This is a genomic window from Nosocomiicoccus massiliensis, from assembly GCF_002871345.2.
GTDB classification, from domain to species: domain Bacteria; phylum Bacillota; class Bacilli; order Staphylococcales; family Salinicoccaceae; genus Nosocomiicoccus; species Nosocomiicoccus ampullae_A.
The window spans coordinates 1,356,299-1,372,273 of sequence record NZ_CP136964.1 but is presented as its reverse complement, the minus strand read 5'-3'; the positions used below and the strand labels follow the sequence as shown (position 1 = coordinate 1,372,273).

The following is a 15,975-nucleotide window of genomic DNA, read 5'->3' as shown; positions in this document are numbered from 1 at the left end:
AACATATCTATTTACTAGGAATTAAAATTGTCCTATAATCGATTTATCAAAATTTTAAAAAGGATGTTATTCATGGACGCTACATTTATTATTATAAATCTAGTTGTATTTTTTGCGCTCCTTGTTGGAGTTTTTTTCATGCAAAAAAAACATATTAAATTTTCATACCGCGTATTAATCGCACTCGGTATTGGTTTAGTATTCGGAGGAATTATTCAGCTTCTATATGGTGCTGATTCATACGTCACAACTCAAACAACAGGTTGGATGGGCCTCATCGGAAATGGCTTCATTCGATTACTACGTATGATCGTTATTCCACTGATCTTCGTATCAATCTTAAGTGCATTTGCGAAATTAGAAGTTAGAGAGAAATTTTTAAAGTCTGCAGTTAAGGCAATTTCAATCTTACTCATTACCGTTGCAATTTCTGCGGTAATTGGTATTACGACAGCTATCGCATTTAACTTAGACGCTTCAAGTATTAATTTAGGGGAAGCTGAAAACGCGCGTAGTTTAGATATTGAATCAACAGCTTCAGAAATTGAAGGGTTAACGTTACCAGAGCAAATTACGCAACTGATCCCAGCAAATCCATTTTTAGACTTTACAGGTCAGCGTGGTGCTTCGACAATTGCGGTCGTAATTTTCACAGCATTACTCGGATATAGTTTATTAAAGTTTAAAAAACACGATGAAGTACGTGCAAACAAATTATCAGAGGGGATTTTAATCCTCAACGATTTCGTCATGGAACTCGTTAAAATCATTTTACGCTTAACGCCATACGGAATTTTAGCAATTATGGCAAATACTGTTGCAACAAGTGACTTTAGAGCTTTAGTGGATTTAAGCTTATTCGTCGTCGCGTCTTACGTTGCACTCATTGCGATGTTTATCGTTCATTTAATTATTATTGCATTAACGGGGTTAAACCCATTCACTTACGTTAAAAAGACGGCTGAAGTGTTACTATTCGCATTTACGTCACGTTCAAGTGCAGGTGCGTTACCGTTAAATATTCAAACTCAAACGACACGTCTCGGTGTTCCGTCAAGTGTTGCAAACTTCTCTGCAAGTTTCGGATTATCGATTGGACAAAATGGATGTGCAGGAATTTACCCATCAATGCTTGCGATAATGGTTGCACCAGTTGCTGGAGTGAATGTTGACTTACAGTTTATACTCACGTTAATCGTCGTTATCGTAGTTACAAGCCTTGGTATCGCTGGTGTAGGAGGCGGTGCGACGTTTGCTGCCATTATCGTTTTAAGTACGATGAACTTACCAGTCGCACTCGCAGCAGTATTAATTTCTGTTGAGCCGTTAATCGATATGGGACGTACAGCATTAAACGTTAGTGACTCTATAGTCGCAGGTACTGTAACAGCAAAAACTGACGGTACATTAGATAAAGACACTTACGATAATATGTCTTACGATGAACTTACAACTTCAAATATCTAACTCAATTTTACGGTTCGATGTTTTAAAACATATAAACCGGGTATATATCTAGTACTTCAGAAATGAAAGGTATGATATGAATGAGTAAATTTGAAGGTAAAGTAGATCAATTAAAAGGTAAAGCAAAAGAAACAGCTGGTAAAGCGTTAAACGATAAGAGTAAAGAATTCGAAGGTAAAGCAGATCAAGCTGCTGGTAAAGCGAAAGATTCAATTGATAACGCATCTGAAAAGGCAAAAGACAAACTTGGTAAATTAGGCGAATAATCGCATGACAAAGGGAGTTCCGAATGGAACTCCCTTTTTTTATTTTTCGATAATTTCAATACTATTTTTTACCTCTGCCCAGTGGTTAACGGGACCATGTCCGTGACCAACTTCGATACCTTCTTCAATCGCGCTTTGGATAAAACTCTTCGCCGTAATAATTGACGTTTTTAGATCATTTCCTTTAGCAAGTTCAGATGCGATACACGCTGCGAACGTATCCCCTGTACCGTGTGTACGATTTGTATCGATACGTGTGCCGCGCATCCAAAACTCTTCATCTTTTAAACTGACGAAGTCTTCAGCATATGAATCATCACGGTGTCCGCCTTTAATAATGACGTTTTCTGCCCCTAGTGCTTTTAAGTAATTCGCCGCTTCAACCATATCTTCTCCAGATTGAATCGTTAAGCCTGTTAACACTTCCGCTTCTGGAATGTTCGGTGTAATGACCGTTGCAAGTGGTACTAATTCTGACTTTATTGAGTCGATTGCGCCGTCTTCGAGTAATTTATGACCACCTTTTGCTATCATCACGGGATCTAATATGTACGGTCCAAAATCGACTCTTTTTAAGTTTTCTACAACACATTTTACATGTGCCTCACTTGCGAGCATACCTGTTTTACACGCACCGATTTTAAAATCATCTGCGAGAGAATCAAATTGTGCATCAATAAACTCTGTCGGTACATAATACGCGTCTTGTACGCCTTTTGTGTTTTGTGCAGTGAGTGCGACGACAATGTTCATTCCAAATACGTTACGCGCTTGAAATGTTTTTAAATCTGCTTGAATTCCTGCGCCACCTCCAGAGTCTGAACCTGCGATTGTAACTGCTTGTGGTGTTGAGTTAATCATCTAATTGTCCTCCAAAATATAATCTATTTTTTGTTTTAAACCACTTACTTTTTCTGCAACGTTTTCTGCTAACATAATTTCAGAAACAATAGCTGCACCTTTTACTCCTGTGTCTTTTAATACGTCTATGTTTTCTTCTTTAAGACCACCGATCCCAACAGATGGCACGTTCGTATGTTGAATGACCTCGACTAACGCTTCTTTCGACTGAACAATCGTTTCTTTTGTGTTTGTATCAAAGAATGCCCCGACGCCGAAATAATCTGCGCCACCTCTCTCTGCTTCTATCGCTCGAGTGGTTGTTTTTACAGTGACACCGAGTATTTTATCGTCACCTATAATTTGTCGAGTAATATGTACAGGTAACTCATCATCCCCGATATGAACCCCCGCAGCGTCAACTGCTAAAGCAATATCTACACGGTCATTAATAATAAGTGGCACGTTATATTTGTCCGTCACTTCTTTTACTTTAACGGCGAGATTATAAAACGCGTTTGTCGTTAACTCTTTTTCTCGTAGTTGTACGATCGTGACCCCATTTTTGCACGCTTCTTCAATGATCGATAAAAACTCATCATCGCTATAATCATAGCGTCCTGTCACTAAATATAAACTTAAATCGAATGTCATACGTATTCTCCTTTAACTTCTTTCGTCCAATCTGTATCTTTTAATAGAGATAACTCGTTTAATAAATGAAATCTAAATTCGTTAAGACCACGACTTTTCTCTGCTGCGACTTCACCGCAAATGTTAAAATAACTGACTCCGTTAATACATGCGTCTACAGGATGAAGACCACTACCTAAATTCGCAGCTATAAGCGCACCGACCGTGTCTCCAGTTCCAGTAAATTGACCGTTATATTCGACGCCATTCGATAGTTTTACTACATGATCTTTACTGACGATAATATCGACTGGACCTGTCGCTAAGAAGACTGTGTTTTCATGCTCTAGTGTTTTATCTTTTAACGCGTCGATTAATTCCTCTAAACGGTCCGCTTTCGTATCCTCTTCACCAGCATCTACCCCTCGGCCATGGCTCTTCAGTTTACAAAAAGCACGCATTTCAGACATATTGCCTTTTACTACTGCCGGCTTAAGATCAACAAGTGCGTCACCAATACTATTTCTAAACTGACTGACGCCGTATCCGACTAAATCAACAACGACTCGCTTTTTATGAGAATTCGCACGCTTCGCTGCATGTACTAAATGTGTCGCTTCATTGTGTGGTAGGCGCGCTAAGTTAATAAACAATGCGTCTACGGCTTGAATTACTTCATCTTGTTCTTCGATATGAGCGGCCATAATCGGTTTTGCACCGACATAGAGTAAACTGTTTGCGATCATTTCTATAGAAATCTGATTCGTAATACAGTTCACGAGCGGGCTCGATTGAAGCGGAAACCCCGGTTTAAAATCAAACAAAAAAAGCACTCCTTAATTATTTTCATAATTTCGGAGTGCTCAAAGAAGCCCTAAACATTTGTTACCTACGCCAGCATTATCTGTACAGGTTCAATGGGTATAATCTCAGCCACAAAAGTAGCACCCCGAAATGTCTATATTATTTTCTTTAGTATAACACATCAGTCGTCATTCATTGGATAATTTTGTCAATCGAATGCGGTATTTTCTTTAATATTAAGTTCACACCAGAGTTATTGATGTGCGTTGTAGATACTAAGTTCCCGTATAATTTCATAGTATCTAACACACCAGCTTTAGAGATTACCGAAAACTCGGGGTATGTAATCTTTATACCGCCAAGCTCGTCGACTTGTAGAATCCCCTTTTCAATAAGCGTCTTCACTAAAGGTGAAGCGTTGTTTTCATCGGCTAAATTTTCGCCACTTAAGTTTGGACCGACCGCACTCACCATAACGTCTGCTGAATAACTACCATCTTCAGAGTTGATAACAAACTCGTCATCATAACTAATATCTTTTACTCCCGATACGTAAGTTAATTGTCCTGCTTCAATTAGTTCTACGATTTTTTCAGCTGTCATTTTCGGAAATGGTCCCGTTAATTGGCCGTGCGTCCCTTTTATATGCTTAATGTAGTACTTTTTATCCTCTATGGACAAATGATTCCACACTTCTCGAAGTACTTCTGACATTGCTTCAGCGATTTGTTGAACTACACCGAGCGTATCTAAATGTTCGAGTTGATATGTGAGAGAATCGAGGACCGGCATGTCATTGAGCTCTGTTAAAAGATGAAAATCTATACCTTGCTTCTTCGTTTCTTCTTTAAATATATCGACGATTGTTTGAATCGTGATGTCTCTATTTTGTTTTAGCGCTTCTACGTCGATATCGACTTCCGCTTCATTTCCTCTAATGAAGGGCACTGTGCCACTTCGTGACGTCACTAAAATATCGTTTTTATAGTTATTGTGATGTAAATACATAATAATATCGAGTGACGTTAAGTTTGTCCCAATCACTCCGACAGATTTCGCGTTTAATAACACCTCACTATTGCGTTCTATCGGAAACGGTGTTGCGATATATTTGTCAATTTCTTTTAAATTATAAATATCCGTTTGAGGCAACTGACCGATACATAAGTGTACGATATCGACTTCGTATTTTTCATCTGCATGTATGATATACGTCTTTTCTATTACATCGATATCATCGACGACTGTCGGTACGAACGTCACTCGGCTATCTTTTACATACTCTGAAAACACGTCTTTAGAATACTCACCAAATTCTGGTCGCGTAATAAATTCGTGCTTTAATAAGTCCGGATTATTTTTCTTTAAATATTTGACGTATTCTTTTTTATCGTCCCACGGTGCGAGCGTCATCTTTTTTAGTCGCTGGTTGAGTAATAATGCGTCATCATCTGGCCCAAATGGATATCCAGTCCCTGCAGCATTTGAATCATCGAACATATAAATTTCCATATCAGGATTATCGATATGGTCAATATAATAGCGAAGTGTTCCGATGCCGGCCATGCCTGCACCGACAATTGCGATTTTCATATACAACCTCATTTCTAACTGTTTCATTACACATACCCGTTTCTCATAATAAAAACTCCTGTCTAGAATGATGTGCTACCCAAAAGTTGGACACTAAAATCCAACTTTAGGGGTGTTTTTGTATGAAGTATAAAAAACATAGCTTTGAATTTAAGGTAAAAGTAGTTAATGAACTACAAAAACCCACCTGAAATTCGTTGGTATAAGTCGCATGGCGAGCAGTATCATGCAAAATTTATGCTTCATAACAATAATGGTGAGGAATCCACATTAATTCTAGGCTCATCTAACTTTACAAGACGTAACTTGAAAGACTTAAACTTAGAAACAGACCTTATTGTGAAGTCAAATTCGGACAGCGAAGAAATGATTGCTATGAACGAATACTACAATAGACTTTGGAACAACGAAGATGGTATTTACACGCTCGATTATGAAGAAGAAAGAGAAGATAGTGTTATGAAAACAATTCTCTACAGAATTCAAGAAAGGCTAGGTCTTTCCACATTTTAGGGATAGTTATCTTACATAGTTCTTTTTATTAATATGCTCATGCTAAATAGATATAGAATCACTAGACAATCTAAGTTCATTAAAAATAACACTTGTAAATACAGATACACGTAGTAATCACGAGAGTATACTAAAAACAAACACGTATATCGCAAAATAGGAATAAACTTCCTATGTTTATCCCTATTTTTATTTAGCAATATTAATAGTTTTCGATATAATTACACTGAATCAATTAGATTAAGGAGAAAATGCTAATGAGATTTCTATTGATGTTATGTTTACTAACATTAACTCTTTCTGCTTGTAGCCAATCACAAGAAAATCCTGAAGAGATTGTCGTTGAGCGAAAGAATAGTTCAGAACAAGACAAACAAGTAATAGACAAAAAGAAAGATAAAGATAATGAGAGCAATAAAAAAGCAGATATGAAAAAAGATACTAAGGATAAGTCAAAAGAGAAACAGTCTTATGAAAATCTAACTGTTAATGACATCGTTGCAATGGCGCTTAAAGAAGATTCAATCAGCGACATTAGTATAACTGCTGATGATTTGTTATCTGGCTCTTTTGAACATAGCGCACCTAGTTTTACTTCAGTTGAACAAATAGACCGTTTACTATTAAGTCCCATGGATTATCATATTTCCCCTGGCTTGACTAAAAATCAAAAAATTTATTCAGTATCTCCACCAAAAACAAACGCACAATCTATAATAATTATAGATGAAGAAACAAATGAAATTGTCATAACAGGAACTCAACAAACTTTGTCTTATGCAGAATTCAGAGAAATAGGATATGTGTTTAATATTAAAGATTTATTTGACAAATACTACGATGATGATTTAGAAAAGATATCACAAAAAATTGTTTTAACTGATGAAATGACTTACGAAGATTACTCAAAAGAAGATATCATCGCTCTAGCGTGGCTGACATATTTTTACAATGATGAAACAATAGATTCGATTCCAGTAGATCCGACAACGCCTTACCTCACATATAGTGATATGAGTAATAAGCCACTAAATCCCTATAATATAGATAGTACTGTCGCGCTACAGGAAGGAACGATAACTATTCAGGCTAAAATACTCGCTGATGGACAAGTGACTTTTGTCGATAACAAAGATGGTACATTTACTTATTATAACGTGCCTGCACATTTTCAAGATCAAAGATGGCTAGATGATGATAATTACTCACTCAACGAATCTAAGAGAATTATTAATGAGGCCAAAGTTGTACCTATCCTTAAAGTTCCTTACGACATCTTACGGTACTACAGCAATATCGTAACACCATCAGAGTATTGATTTTTACATTTTCTATAATTATGTAAATAAAAAAATACGGTAAATGATTCAAGAATCATTTACCGTATTTTTGTTTTATTCGTCCTCTGTATGAGTAAAATATCTCTCCTTATAAGAATCCGATTTGGATAATGAATAATACCGCAAACACATATATTAAAGGATGAACTTCTTTACCTCTACCTGCAACGAGTTTGAGTAACGGATATGTGATAAATCCGAGCGCGATTCCCGTTGCGATACTTGCCGTAAATGGCATCGTTAAAACGATAATAAACGTTGGGAATGCGTCATCAAAACGCGACCAATTGACTTTCGCTAATCCCGTCATCATAAAGCTACCAACGATTATAAGTGCTGGTGCTGTAATTGCAGATAACGCTGAAATAGATTCAATAATCGGTGAAAAGAATAACGTTAACATAAATAGTACCGCTACGACTAACGTCGTAAGCCCAGTACGTCCACCGACTTGAACACCTGATGATGATTCGATATACGCACTTGACGGTGTCGAACCAAACGTCGCACCAACTGTCGTTGCGACCGCATCTGCCATTAACGCCTTTTTAGCACCTGGTAGTTCGCCGTTTTTCATAAGACCTGCTTGTTCAGCAACACCGATCATCGTACCTGTCGTGTCGAATAGTGTTACAAGTAAAAATGCGAATACGACTGAGTATAACGATTGACTAAATACTCCGCCTAAGTCGATATCAAAAAATACTGGTGACGGAGGCGTAGATACGACACCATTATCGATGTGAAGAAGTCCAGTCACGTAACCGATGATTGCCGTCACGAGCATTCCGATAAATAATGCACCTTTAACGTTACGCGCAACAAGAATTAACGTCAGTAATAACCCAACGACTGTTAGTATCGTTACCGGTGACTTAATATCACCAAACGCAACGAGCGTTCCTTCATCTGCCACGACAATACCTGACATTTTTAAACCAAGTGAAGCAATAAATAAACCAATACCACTTGCGACTCCAACTTTTAACGGTGTCGGAATCGAGCGGATCAGTGTTTCACGAAGTGACGTAAATGTTAGCAGTAAAAATATTACCCCTGCAAAAAACACTGTTCCGAATACTGCTTGATACGTAACACCTTCGGTGAATACGACCGACACAAAATATGCGTTCATACCCATACCAGGCGCGATTGCGATTGGATAATTCGCCCATAACGCCATAATGAGCGTACCGATAACTGCAGAAATCACTGTCGCAATAAATACTTGGTTAAACGGTACCCCAGCTGCTGATAAAATCGCTGGGTTTACGATGACGATATACGCCATCGTAAGAAACGTTGTCAGACCCGCAATTAACTCCGTACGGACGTCTGTCCCACGTTCATGTAACTTAAAGAATTCATTCATAATTATATTCTCCCTAATGATTAAACTAACATACTAATTTTACGCTTCATTCGCTTAGTCGTCTAGAGGTTCTCACTACTTCACGATCACAACTGGTATTTTTGATTTCTTCGTGACTTGATGACTCACGCTTCCGAGCATCATCTCTTGGAATGCGTTTAACCCTCTTGAACCGATAACGACAACGTCATAAGTACCTTCGTTTGCGATTGCTACTACTTTTCGGATCGGATTCCCCGATTCTAAACGGAGTTGATAATTTACATTGTTTGAATCATATAATTCAGTAATTGGCTGAAGCACTTTAATATGTTTCTCTTTTATATCTTTCTCGCCAGGTTCGTCTTGTAAAAAGTCGTATTTCACCGCTTCAGTTTCTAATACACTTAACACTGTTATGACGCTTTCTTCACTTCTAAAATTTAACGCTTCTTTTGCAGCGCGGAAACTATAATCCGAGCCGTCTGAAGCGAGTAGTATTGATTTATACATCATCGTGCACTCCTTTTTGTATGAGATGAGACTCTTCTATCGTAGTTCGTGTTATAAACTTATCATAACTGTTTTTAGATAAATGTGTCACGTACACTTGATTGTGTGTTTTTAGTTGATGAACAATCTGTTCAATCGCCTCTAATCCAGCGTCATCGTATATTCTTGAGTCGTCGAAATTTAAGTATATTGTCTGGCCTTTATCATTTAAGTCGATGTGGTCCATCATCGATTCAATCGACGCGTAAAAAATATTCCCTGATACTTTATACGTAACGACGTCACTTACTTCTTTTGTCACTGATACGTTCGATATTTTTCTTAAGAAAAATAACGCACTTAACAGCACCCCGAGAATGACCCCGACCGCTAAGTTGTTCGTTAAAACGACTGCTGCGACTGTAACGAGCATGACGAAAATATCGCTCTTTTCAGCGTACTTCACGTATTTAAAAGTGCCCCAGTCAAATGTCTTTAACGCGACCATTACCATAATCGCTGCGAGTACAGACATCGGAATCTGAACCATAATATCGCCTAAAACGAGTATCATAAACATTAAAAAGGCACCTGCAGTAAACGTCGAAAGACGTGTTGTACCACCGTACTCAACACTTACGACTGATTGTCCGATCATCGCACAACCACCCATTCCACCGAAGAAACCTGTAATAATATTTGAAATCCCTTGTCCGCGAGATTCCTTATTTTTGTTACTCATCGTACCTGTCGCATCATCGACGATTTTAGCTGTCAACAAACTCTCAACGAGTCCGACAATCGCCATAGAAATCGAGTAAGGTAAAACGATGAGTAGCGTTTCTAACGTATACGGTACATTCGGAATAATTAATTCTGGTAATGTACGTTTAATTTCCCCTAGGTCACCGACTGTTTTAATATCTGCACCAAAGATAATATATACACTCGTTAAAATGACAATCGCAAATAGTGGTGCTGGAATCGTCTTAACAAAACGCGGTGTAATATACACGATCAGTAACGTGACAGTGACATATATGTATGTCGCAAATGATATATTAAAAATATGCTCAAGTTGTGCCATAAAGATTAAAATCCCTAGAGCATTCACAAAACCAATCATGACGGAATTCGGTATAAACTTCAGTAAAGAACCGACTTTTAGCAACCCAAAAATGACTTGGATAATCCCCATCACAATCGTTGCGAAGATTAAATAATCAACACCATACTCCTTAACAAGTGGGCTCACTAAAAGCGCAATCGCACCGGCAGCTGCAGAAATCATCGCTGGTCGACCACCTAAAAACGAAATAGAAATCGCCATAACAACCGACGCATATAGCCCAACCATCGGTTCGACACCTGCAATAAAAGAAAAAGCAATCACTTCTGGAATTAACGCAAGTGAGACGACAATCCCTGCCAATATATTTTGAAGCGGCTGATTTAGCCACTCGGCTTTTATTTTTTCTACCATAGTAACCTCCAGTTTACAAACATCTATTATAATGGAAATAACAGTATAGTTGCATGTAATATCTGCTATATTATAATTTAAGAAGAAAAAACACAACGTATAATGTGAGGTGGTAATTTTTGAAAAAAGTATTATACACATTCGCTTCACTTTCACTCATACTCGCTGCGTGTAGTAAAAAAGACGTGGTAGACACTGAGAAGCCTGAAAACGAAGTCGAACGTTCGCATCAAGAAGCGAAATCTGATACAGAAAAAGGCAAAGAACAAACTGAAACAAAAGAAGACACACCCCTAATCGCATTTGAAGACTTAACGACAGAACATCTATTAGCAATGACGATTTACGAACAACAAGTAATCGACGAATTTAACGAATACGTATTACCAACAGCAGACGAGATATTCGCTGGGGAGTATTCGCGTCCTCTTTACCCTGGTGGTGAAAGCGCTGACGTAACAAATAAAATACCAGAAGTCAGTATAATAAGTGTAGACGTCACTGACGTACTCGTAGATACACCACAAGATCCACTCACATTCTACGTCGTCAACCCACCAAGCATGGGTGGAATGTCCGTATTTGCAGTAGGAGAAACATACACGTTACTCTACTCATCACTCGGAGAACTTACGTACCAAGAAGCATTAAACTATGGCCACAAATATAACATTAAAGAATTATACGAAAAGCATAAAAACAACGAAAACATATTAAACCTCATTGAACGAATGAACAGCTATGAAAATATGGAAGCGTATTACAAAAAAATAGATTCTATGTATGGAGAATAAAAATACATTTAAAAATTACTACATTCTAACTGAAGGAGTTTCAATCATGCGTTCAAACGTTAACTTTAACACGAAGATTATTCATAACTGTCAGACAGAAAAAGAAGCGGGCGCAATCGTTCAATCGATTGTTCCTGCTGTTGCATACTCATTTGACTGTACAACTGATGCTCAGCATGCGACAAAATGTGCATCTGAAATTCATTACGGTCGATACGGTAATGAGACGACTAAGCAATTAGAACAAAAAATTGCGAGTCTAGAAGAAGCAGACGATGCACTTGCAGTAAGTAGCGGCATGGCAGCAATTAGTATCGCACTACTCTCACAACTAAAATCAGGTGACCACGTACTCGTTACAAAAGACTTATACGGCGGTACGTACAGTTTCTTAACAAAAATCGCAAGCCGATATAACATCGAATACGACTATATCGACTGCACTGATACAAATACAATAGAACAACATATTAAAGACAATACAAAAGTGATTTTTATAGAAACACCATCCAACCCGACGTTAACAATATTAGACATAGAAGCAATATCACACGTTGCAAAGAAACATCACTTAAAAGTCATTATCGATAACACGTTTATGTCACCATACTTACAGCGCCCACTCACACTCGGCGCAGATATCATTGTACATAGCGCAACAAAATACTTAAACGGTCACGGCGACGTCGTTGCAGGTCTCATTTGTGGATCAAACGAAGACATCGCATTTATGCGTCAAAACATCATGGGAGAACTCGGGCAAAACTTAAACGCGTGGGATGCGTTCTTAATCCTCCGTGGGATTAAAACATTATCCGTCCGAATGGATAGACACTGTGAAAACGCAAAAGCAGTATTCGAGTACCTTAAAAATCATCCACTCGTAAAAAACGTCTATTTCCCGGGTGATGAAAACCATCCACAAAAAGAAACTATAGAGAAACAAATGGCAGACAGTGGCGCAGTCGTATCCTTTGAAATCGATGGCGATTCAAAGATGGCAGAAGCACTGTTAAACCATTTAAAACTCATCATCATATCATTCAGCCTAGGTGACCCAGAAACACTCATCCAACACCCAGCATCCATGACACACTCAGCAATACCAGTGGAAGAGTTAAAAGAATTCAACCTAACAGAAAGCCTCATACGTTTGTCCGTTGGACTTGAAGCGGCAGAAGACATTATCAACGACTTAGATCAAGCGTTTGATAAGGTAAAAGAAGAGTTTAGAAAATAAATAAAAACCCGTTAAGCTAAAAGTTTTAACTTAACGGGTTTCTTCTTTGTCTATTTTTAATAACAATATTAATAGCTAGCCATACGACTTGTATAATAAACGGGATTATAAAAGCTGCCGCTAACACTGCGATATTAAGAAGTTTTAATTCCGTTGTTTGAACTGCACCAGTCGCATCAACTTCACGTAACCAAAGAAATGCTGAAATTGCTAAAAAGCTTGCGACTTCTACAATCGTGATTATCCACCAAAAAATCCATGAGACTCTCATAACATCATCCCCTTTTTTAGAATAACATACTATGCCTTTGACATTATAAAATGTATTTACTTATAATTAAAAATATTTCTAAGGAGATGATTACATTGGATTTTTATCAAATGCCGATGTTTAACAAAATTCTAGTCAAGGATATTGAGCATTCAGAAAAATGGTACGAGAAAACTCTTGGCTTTAAGAGCGTGTTTAAATTTAGAAACGACAAAAACGAAGTGCTTATGAATCATTTACGATTAGAAAAGTATCAAGATATCATGCTGATTTCTAGTGATGAGTTCGAAGTTGGTAATTCAGTCTATATAAATGTACTCATTAACGACATTGAAGAGAAGTCAAAAAGCATCTCACCAAAGTTCATTGTACATGAATTAGAAGAACAACCGTGGAATGCTAAAGAAATGACCGTGAAAGACCCTGATGGGCATTTAATTACACTTACACAATCGAATATTAATGATGCAGATTTCGAAAAGTTAATGAAACTGACTTCTAAAAAGTATTAATAGATTTTTTAAATATTAATTCTTAAAAAAGACCCCAAGCAATCGAGTTACTCCCTTAAAGTTAGACACTAAAATCCAACTTTAGGGGTGCAACTCATATGTGATTTAAACATACTTTTATGCCGAGAAAACTTTTTGCTTGGGAAAACAATCGTATTAAACTTGAGTTGTAGTAGTGTAACCACTGCTGCAACTTGAAAAGCTTTATAGATTGCGTAAAATTCCGAACAACAAGGAAATTGGAATAAATTTCGAAGGAGGATAATTAAATTGAATACGGATGAAATTATAAATAAAAAGCTGAGCTTTAAAAGAATTACTCTTAAAAAAAGATTTAAAAGACTTTGTATCGTAATACCAGTTTTATATTTTATATTATTTTTAACATATTTAATTAATGATGATGTCGGTTCTCTATTAATTACAGTTGTCTTTTATAGTTTTATTAATATTATTATCAGGAATATGCTTTATGTTGATGCTAATAAGAATTTGAATAGTCTAGATGATTTCGATAAAAAGCGCATTGTATTTAGTAAAAAGTTGAGTGATTTTAATGATATAACTTTAATGTCTTTTGCACTTGCCAGTTCTTTAAAAGAATTCTTAGAATTTTTATTTAAGGCTACTTCTTTTGGAAATATTTGTGAATTAAATATAGATAATCTTATTTATAATTTTATATTACCGTTTGCATTACTTGTGATAGTCTTTATGTTTATAATTGTTTACTTTAGAACAACATTTTTAAAAGATAGCGATAGTTATTGGTATGATGAAGAAGATAAAGAAGGATCAAAATAGAACAGCTAGCATTATAAGCTACACCCCTAAAGTTGGACACTAAAATCCAACTTTAGGGGTGTTTTTGTATGAAGTATAAAACGCATAGCTTTGAATTTAAGGTAAAAGTAGTTAATGAATATTTAAATGGAGAAGGAGGATACAAGTTTTTAGGTGAAAAGCATAATATAAACAGGTCCCTTATTCAAAAATGGGTGGGACAATATAAGACATATGGATATCAAGGGCTCGCTAAATCTCTAGGTAATACTCAATATACTAGTGAATTTAAACTGACTGTTTTAAAATATAGAGAAGAAAATCAATTGTCCTATAGAGAAACAGCGGAATACTTTGGTATCAAACATTTTCCAACAATCGCTAACTGGAATCGCAAGATTCAAGAAGGTGGCCCAGCTGCTCTAGAGGGCAAGCAAGGGAGACCAAGAAAAAATATGTCTAAGAAAGAAAATAATCAAAAACAAGTATCGAAGAGTGAGCCACTTAATGAAACAGAACGTGAAGAGCTAGAACGCCTTAGAGAAGAATTAAGAATGAAAGAACTGGAAAATATCATTCTAAAAAAGTTGAACGCCTTACCGACAAATCCAACAGACAAAAAATGAAAGTAGCGCTTACGGATGTCTAACAGATTCTAACGTTGATTTTGAAATCTGTAAAGTAATATACATTTTAAAAGATTTTTGCCATACTTTATTTTATAAACCATATTTCTCTTCTGAGTGGTAGTTTAACTCTGCCTTTTTTTATCCATTTTTGTTTTGGATAAATCGGAGTGTTTTCGGTATTTGTTTCTATGGCTTTTATAATGTTTTTTCTTTTATTTCTTTGCCATATCCAATATCTAAAATATATTTCTTGTCCACCACCCGTTTCTTTTAAAGATGTACGTGCTTTTCTTTTATTCCAAATTTTTTCAGAGTCATAATCTCTTAAGTTGTTTAACGAAATCAAAAAAATAAATAAGAGCATTAATAGAAAAATTAGAATGACGAAGAATATAAGAAATGAATATCCAATGTTTTTTAGGTTTTCTAGTGCTACTAATGTTTCTAATGAATTAGATAGTTCATTGATTTTTTCAATTTTTGACCTCCTGATATTTTACGTACTTATTAATTTAGTATAACGTTTTATTCCGAGAGAACTTTTTGCTTGGAAAAGCAATTGTATTAAACTTGTATTGTAGTAAAGTTGTAGCCATTACTACATCTAAAAAATTTTTATAGATTGCGTATGGCTCCGAGCAAAAAGGAAATTAGAATAAATTAATACTATTTAAACTAATTAAGGCTAATGATAATTATTGTTATGGATAAAGCTATATATGACACTAATCATTGCGTTAATTATTTTGTGTTTTGTTTTATCAACATTGATTTTTCAATGTTGTTGTCACTGTTTCTCGCTTCGAATATTCTAGCCCCGAGTTCAACAATCCTACCGCTATTCGTTTCGATTACAGAATAACCAACACTTGCAATACCAATGTCTAAACCAATACTATACATAATTCCACCCCGTAAATTTTCATATTACTAATAATTATACCAATTAACGACAAAGAAACCA

18 protein-coding genes and 1 riboswitch are annotated in these 15,975 nt (G+C 36.4%); of the genes, 9 read left to right on the top strand and 9 right to left on the bottom strand.

The annotated features are described in order from the left end of the window. Nucleotides 1-72 precede the first annotated feature (72 nt). On the top strand, nucleotides 73-1,467 hold the full coding sequence (locus CJ229_RS07195; protein WP_102167158.1) for an L-cystine transporter: 1,395 nt from the start codon (nucleotides 73-75) through the stop codon (nucleotides 1,465-1,467). 80 nt (nucleotides 1,468-1,547) lie between these two features. Then, the gene (locus tag CJ229_RS07190) at nucleotides 1,548-1,733 is read left to right on the top strand and encodes a CsbD family protein (protein WP_068129518.1); all 186 of its coding nucleotides are present in this window, start codon (nucleotides 1,548-1,550) and stop codon (nucleotides 1,731-1,733) included. Nucleotides 1,734-1,772: 39 nt separating this feature from the next. Here the strand turns inward: CJ229_RS07190 and thiD are convergent, their stop codons facing one another. The 4 genes from thiD to CJ229_RS07170 form a co-directional block, all read right to left on the bottom strand. Further along, nucleotides 1,773-2,594, bottom strand: a complete 822-nt coding sequence (gene thiD / locus CJ229_RS07185; RefSeq protein ID WP_102167157.1) for a bifunctional hydroxymethylpyrimidine kinase/phosphomethylpyrimidine kinase — start codon at nucleotides 2,592-2,594, stop codon at nucleotides 1,773-1,775. Further along, a complete protein-coding gene (thiE, locus tag CJ229_RS07180; RefSeq protein ID WP_068129515.1) occupies nucleotides 2,595-3,227 on the bottom strand; it encodes a thiamine phosphate synthase in 633 nt (210 codons plus the stop codon). Continuing rightward, entirely contained in the window at nucleotides 3,224-4,030 is an 807-nt protein-coding gene (locus CJ229_RS07175) for a hydroxyethylthiazole kinase (RefSeq protein ID WP_102167156.1), read from the bottom strand. The genes thiE and CJ229_RS07175 overlap by 4 nt, the downstream gene beginning before the upstream one ends. Before the next feature lie 43 nt (nucleotides 4,031-4,073). Further along, a riboswitch (TPP riboswitch) is annotated at nucleotides 4,074-4,168 on the bottom strand. Nucleotides 4,169-4,202: 34 nt separating this feature from the next. Further along, complete coding sequence (locus CJ229_RS07170) at nucleotides 4,203-5,603, bottom strand: FAD/NAD(P)-binding protein (protein ID WP_180953392.1); 1,401 nt, start codon at nucleotides 5,601-5,603, stop codon at nucleotides 4,203-4,205. A gap of 168 nt (nucleotides 5,604-5,771) precedes the next feature. On the opposite strand from CJ229_RS07170, the gene CJ229_RS07165 reads away from it, so the two are divergent. Next, entirely contained in the window at nucleotides 5,772-6,116 is a 345-nt protein-coding gene (locus CJ229_RS07165) for a phospholipase D-like domain-containing protein (RefSeq protein WP_070710501.1), read from the top strand. Nucleotides 6,117-6,373: 257 nt separating this feature from the next. After that, nucleotides 6,374-7,435, top strand: coding sequence for a hypothetical protein (locus CJ229_RS07160; protein ID WP_070710499.1), 1,062 nt, complete (start codon nucleotides 6,374-6,376; stop codon nucleotides 7,433-7,435). A 109-nt stretch (nucleotides 7,436-7,544) separates the two neighbouring features. On the opposite strand, the gene CJ229_RS07155 is transcribed toward CJ229_RS07160, so the two are convergent. The 3 genes from CJ229_RS07155 to CJ229_RS07145 form a co-directional block, all read right to left on the bottom strand. After that, complete coding sequence (locus CJ229_RS07155; protein ID WP_180953391.1) at nucleotides 7,545-8,828, bottom strand: NCS2 family permease; 1,284 nt, start codon at nucleotides 8,826-8,828, stop codon at nucleotides 7,545-7,547. Nucleotides 8,829-8,903: 75 nt separating this feature from the next. Beyond that, complete coding sequence (locus tag CJ229_RS07150) at nucleotides 8,904-9,323, bottom strand: universal stress protein (protein ID WP_317846550.1); 420 nt, start codon at nucleotides 9,321-9,323, stop codon at nucleotides 8,904-8,906. After that, nucleotides 9,313-10,782, bottom strand: a complete 1,470-nt coding sequence (locus tag CJ229_RS07145; protein WP_102167153.1) for a SulP family inorganic anion transporter — start codon at nucleotides 10,780-10,782, stop codon at nucleotides 9,313-9,315. The genes CJ229_RS07150 and CJ229_RS07145 overlap by 11 nt, the downstream gene beginning before the upstream one ends. 119 nt (nucleotides 10,783-10,901) lie before the next feature. Here CJ229_RS07145 and CJ229_RS07140 point away from each other — a divergent pair, with 119 nt between their 5' ends. After that, nucleotides 10,902-11,576: a hypothetical protein gene (locus tag CJ229_RS07140; protein WP_102167152.1), complete on the top strand. Its 675-nt coding sequence runs from the start codon at nucleotides 10,902-10,904 to the stop codon at nucleotides 11,574-11,576. 46 nt (nucleotides 11,577-11,622) lie between these two features. Next, nucleotides 11,623-12,816 carry a trans-sulfuration enzyme family protein gene (locus CJ229_RS07135; RefSeq protein WP_102167151.1) on the top strand — a complete coding sequence of 398 codons (1,194 nt, stop codon included), beginning with the start codon at nucleotides 11,623-11,625 and terminating at the stop codon, nucleotides 12,814-12,816. A 25-nt stretch (nucleotides 12,817-12,841) separates the two neighbouring features. Here the strand turns inward: CJ229_RS07135 and CJ229_RS07130 are convergent, their stop codons facing one another. Further along, nucleotides 12,842-13,087 (bottom strand): DUF3923 family protein, encoded by a 246-nt coding sequence (locus CJ229_RS07130; protein ID WP_102167150.1) that lies wholly within the window; start codon nucleotides 13,085-13,087, stop codon nucleotides 12,842-12,844. Nucleotides 13,088-13,182: 95 nt separating this feature from the next. Here CJ229_RS07130 and CJ229_RS07125 point away from each other — a divergent pair, with 95 nt between their 5' ends. The 3 genes from CJ229_RS07125 (at nucleotide 13,183) to CJ229_RS07115 (ending at nucleotide 15,008) form a co-directional block, all read left to right on the top strand. Next, a complete protein-coding gene (locus CJ229_RS07125) occupies nucleotides 13,183-13,599 on the top strand; it encodes a VOC family protein (RefSeq protein ID WP_102167149.1) in 417 nt (138 codons plus the stop codon). Nucleotides 13,600-13,869: 270 nt separating this feature from the next. After that, nucleotides 13,870-14,403, top strand: coding sequence for a hypothetical protein (locus tag CJ229_RS07120; RefSeq protein WP_102167148.1), 534 nt, complete (start codon nucleotides 13,870-13,872; stop codon nucleotides 14,401-14,403). Nucleotides 14,404-14,471: 68 nt separating this feature from the next. Next, a complete protein-coding gene (locus tag CJ229_RS07115; RefSeq protein ID WP_317846548.1) occupies nucleotides 14,472-15,008 on the top strand; it encodes a helix-turn-helix domain-containing protein in 537 nt (178 codons plus the stop codon). 744 nt (nucleotides 15,009-15,752) lie between these two features. Here CJ229_RS07115 and CJ229_RS07110 read toward each other — a convergent pair. Beyond that, entirely contained in the window at nucleotides 15,753-15,914 is a 162-nt protein-coding gene (locus tag CJ229_RS07110) for a hypothetical protein (RefSeq protein WP_180953390.1), read from the bottom strand. Nucleotides 15,915-15,975 lie beyond the last annotated feature (61 nt).

Bases quoted from the DNA above. Each gene is read 5' to 3' on its own strand.
- CJ229_RS07195 (WP_102167158.1), top strand. From the start codon at position 73: ATGGACGCTACATTTATTATTATAAATCTAGTTGTATTTTTTGCGCTC.
- CJ229_RS07190 (WP_068129518.1), top strand. From the start codon at position 1,548: ATGAGTAAATTTGAAGGTAAAGTAGATCAATTAAAAGGTAAAGCAAAA.
- thiD (WP_102167157.1), bottom strand. From the start codon at position 2,594: ATGATTAACTCAACACCACAAGCAGTTACAATCGCAGGTTCAGACTCT.
- thiE (WP_068129515.1), bottom strand. From the start codon at position 3,227: ATGACATTCGATTTAAGTTTATATTTAGTGACAGGACGCTATGATTAT.
- CJ229_RS07170 (WP_180953392.1), bottom strand. From the start codon at position 5,603: ATGAAAATCGCAATTGTCGGTGCAGGCATGGCCGGCATCGGAACACTT.
- CJ229_RS07165 (WP_070710501.1), top strand. From the start codon at position 5,772: ATGAACTACAAAAACCCACCTGAAATTCGTTGGTATAAGTCGCATGGC.
- CJ229_RS07160 (WP_070710499.1), top strand. From the start codon at position 6,374: ATGAGATTTCTATTGATGTTATGTTTACTAACATTAACTCTTTCTGCT.
- CJ229_RS07155 (WP_180953391.1), bottom strand. From the start codon at position 8,828: ATGAATGAATTCTTTAAGTTACATGAACGTGGGACAGACGTCCGTACG.
- CJ229_RS07150 (WP_317846550.1), bottom strand. From the start codon at position 9,323: ATGATGTATAAATCAATACTACTCGCTTCAGACGGCTCGGATTATAGT.
- CJ229_RS07145 (WP_102167153.1), bottom strand. From the start codon at position 10,782: ATGGTAGAAAAAATAAAAGCCGAGTGGCTAAATCAGCCGCTTCAAAAT.
- CJ229_RS07135 (WP_102167151.1), top strand. From the start codon at position 11,623: ATGCGTTCAAACGTTAACTTTAACACGAAGATTATTCATAACTGTCAG.
- CJ229_RS07130 (WP_102167150.1), bottom strand. From the start codon at position 13,087: ATGAGAGTCTCATGGATTTTTTGGTGGATAATCACGATTGTAGAAGTC.
- CJ229_RS07115 (WP_317846548.1), top strand. From the start codon at position 14,472: ATGAAGTATAAAACGCATAGCTTTGAATTTAAGGTAAAAGTAGTTAAT.
- CJ229_RS07110 (WP_180953390.1), bottom strand. From the start codon at position 15,914: ATGTATAGTATTGGTTTAGACATTGGTATTGCAAGTGTTGGTTATTCT.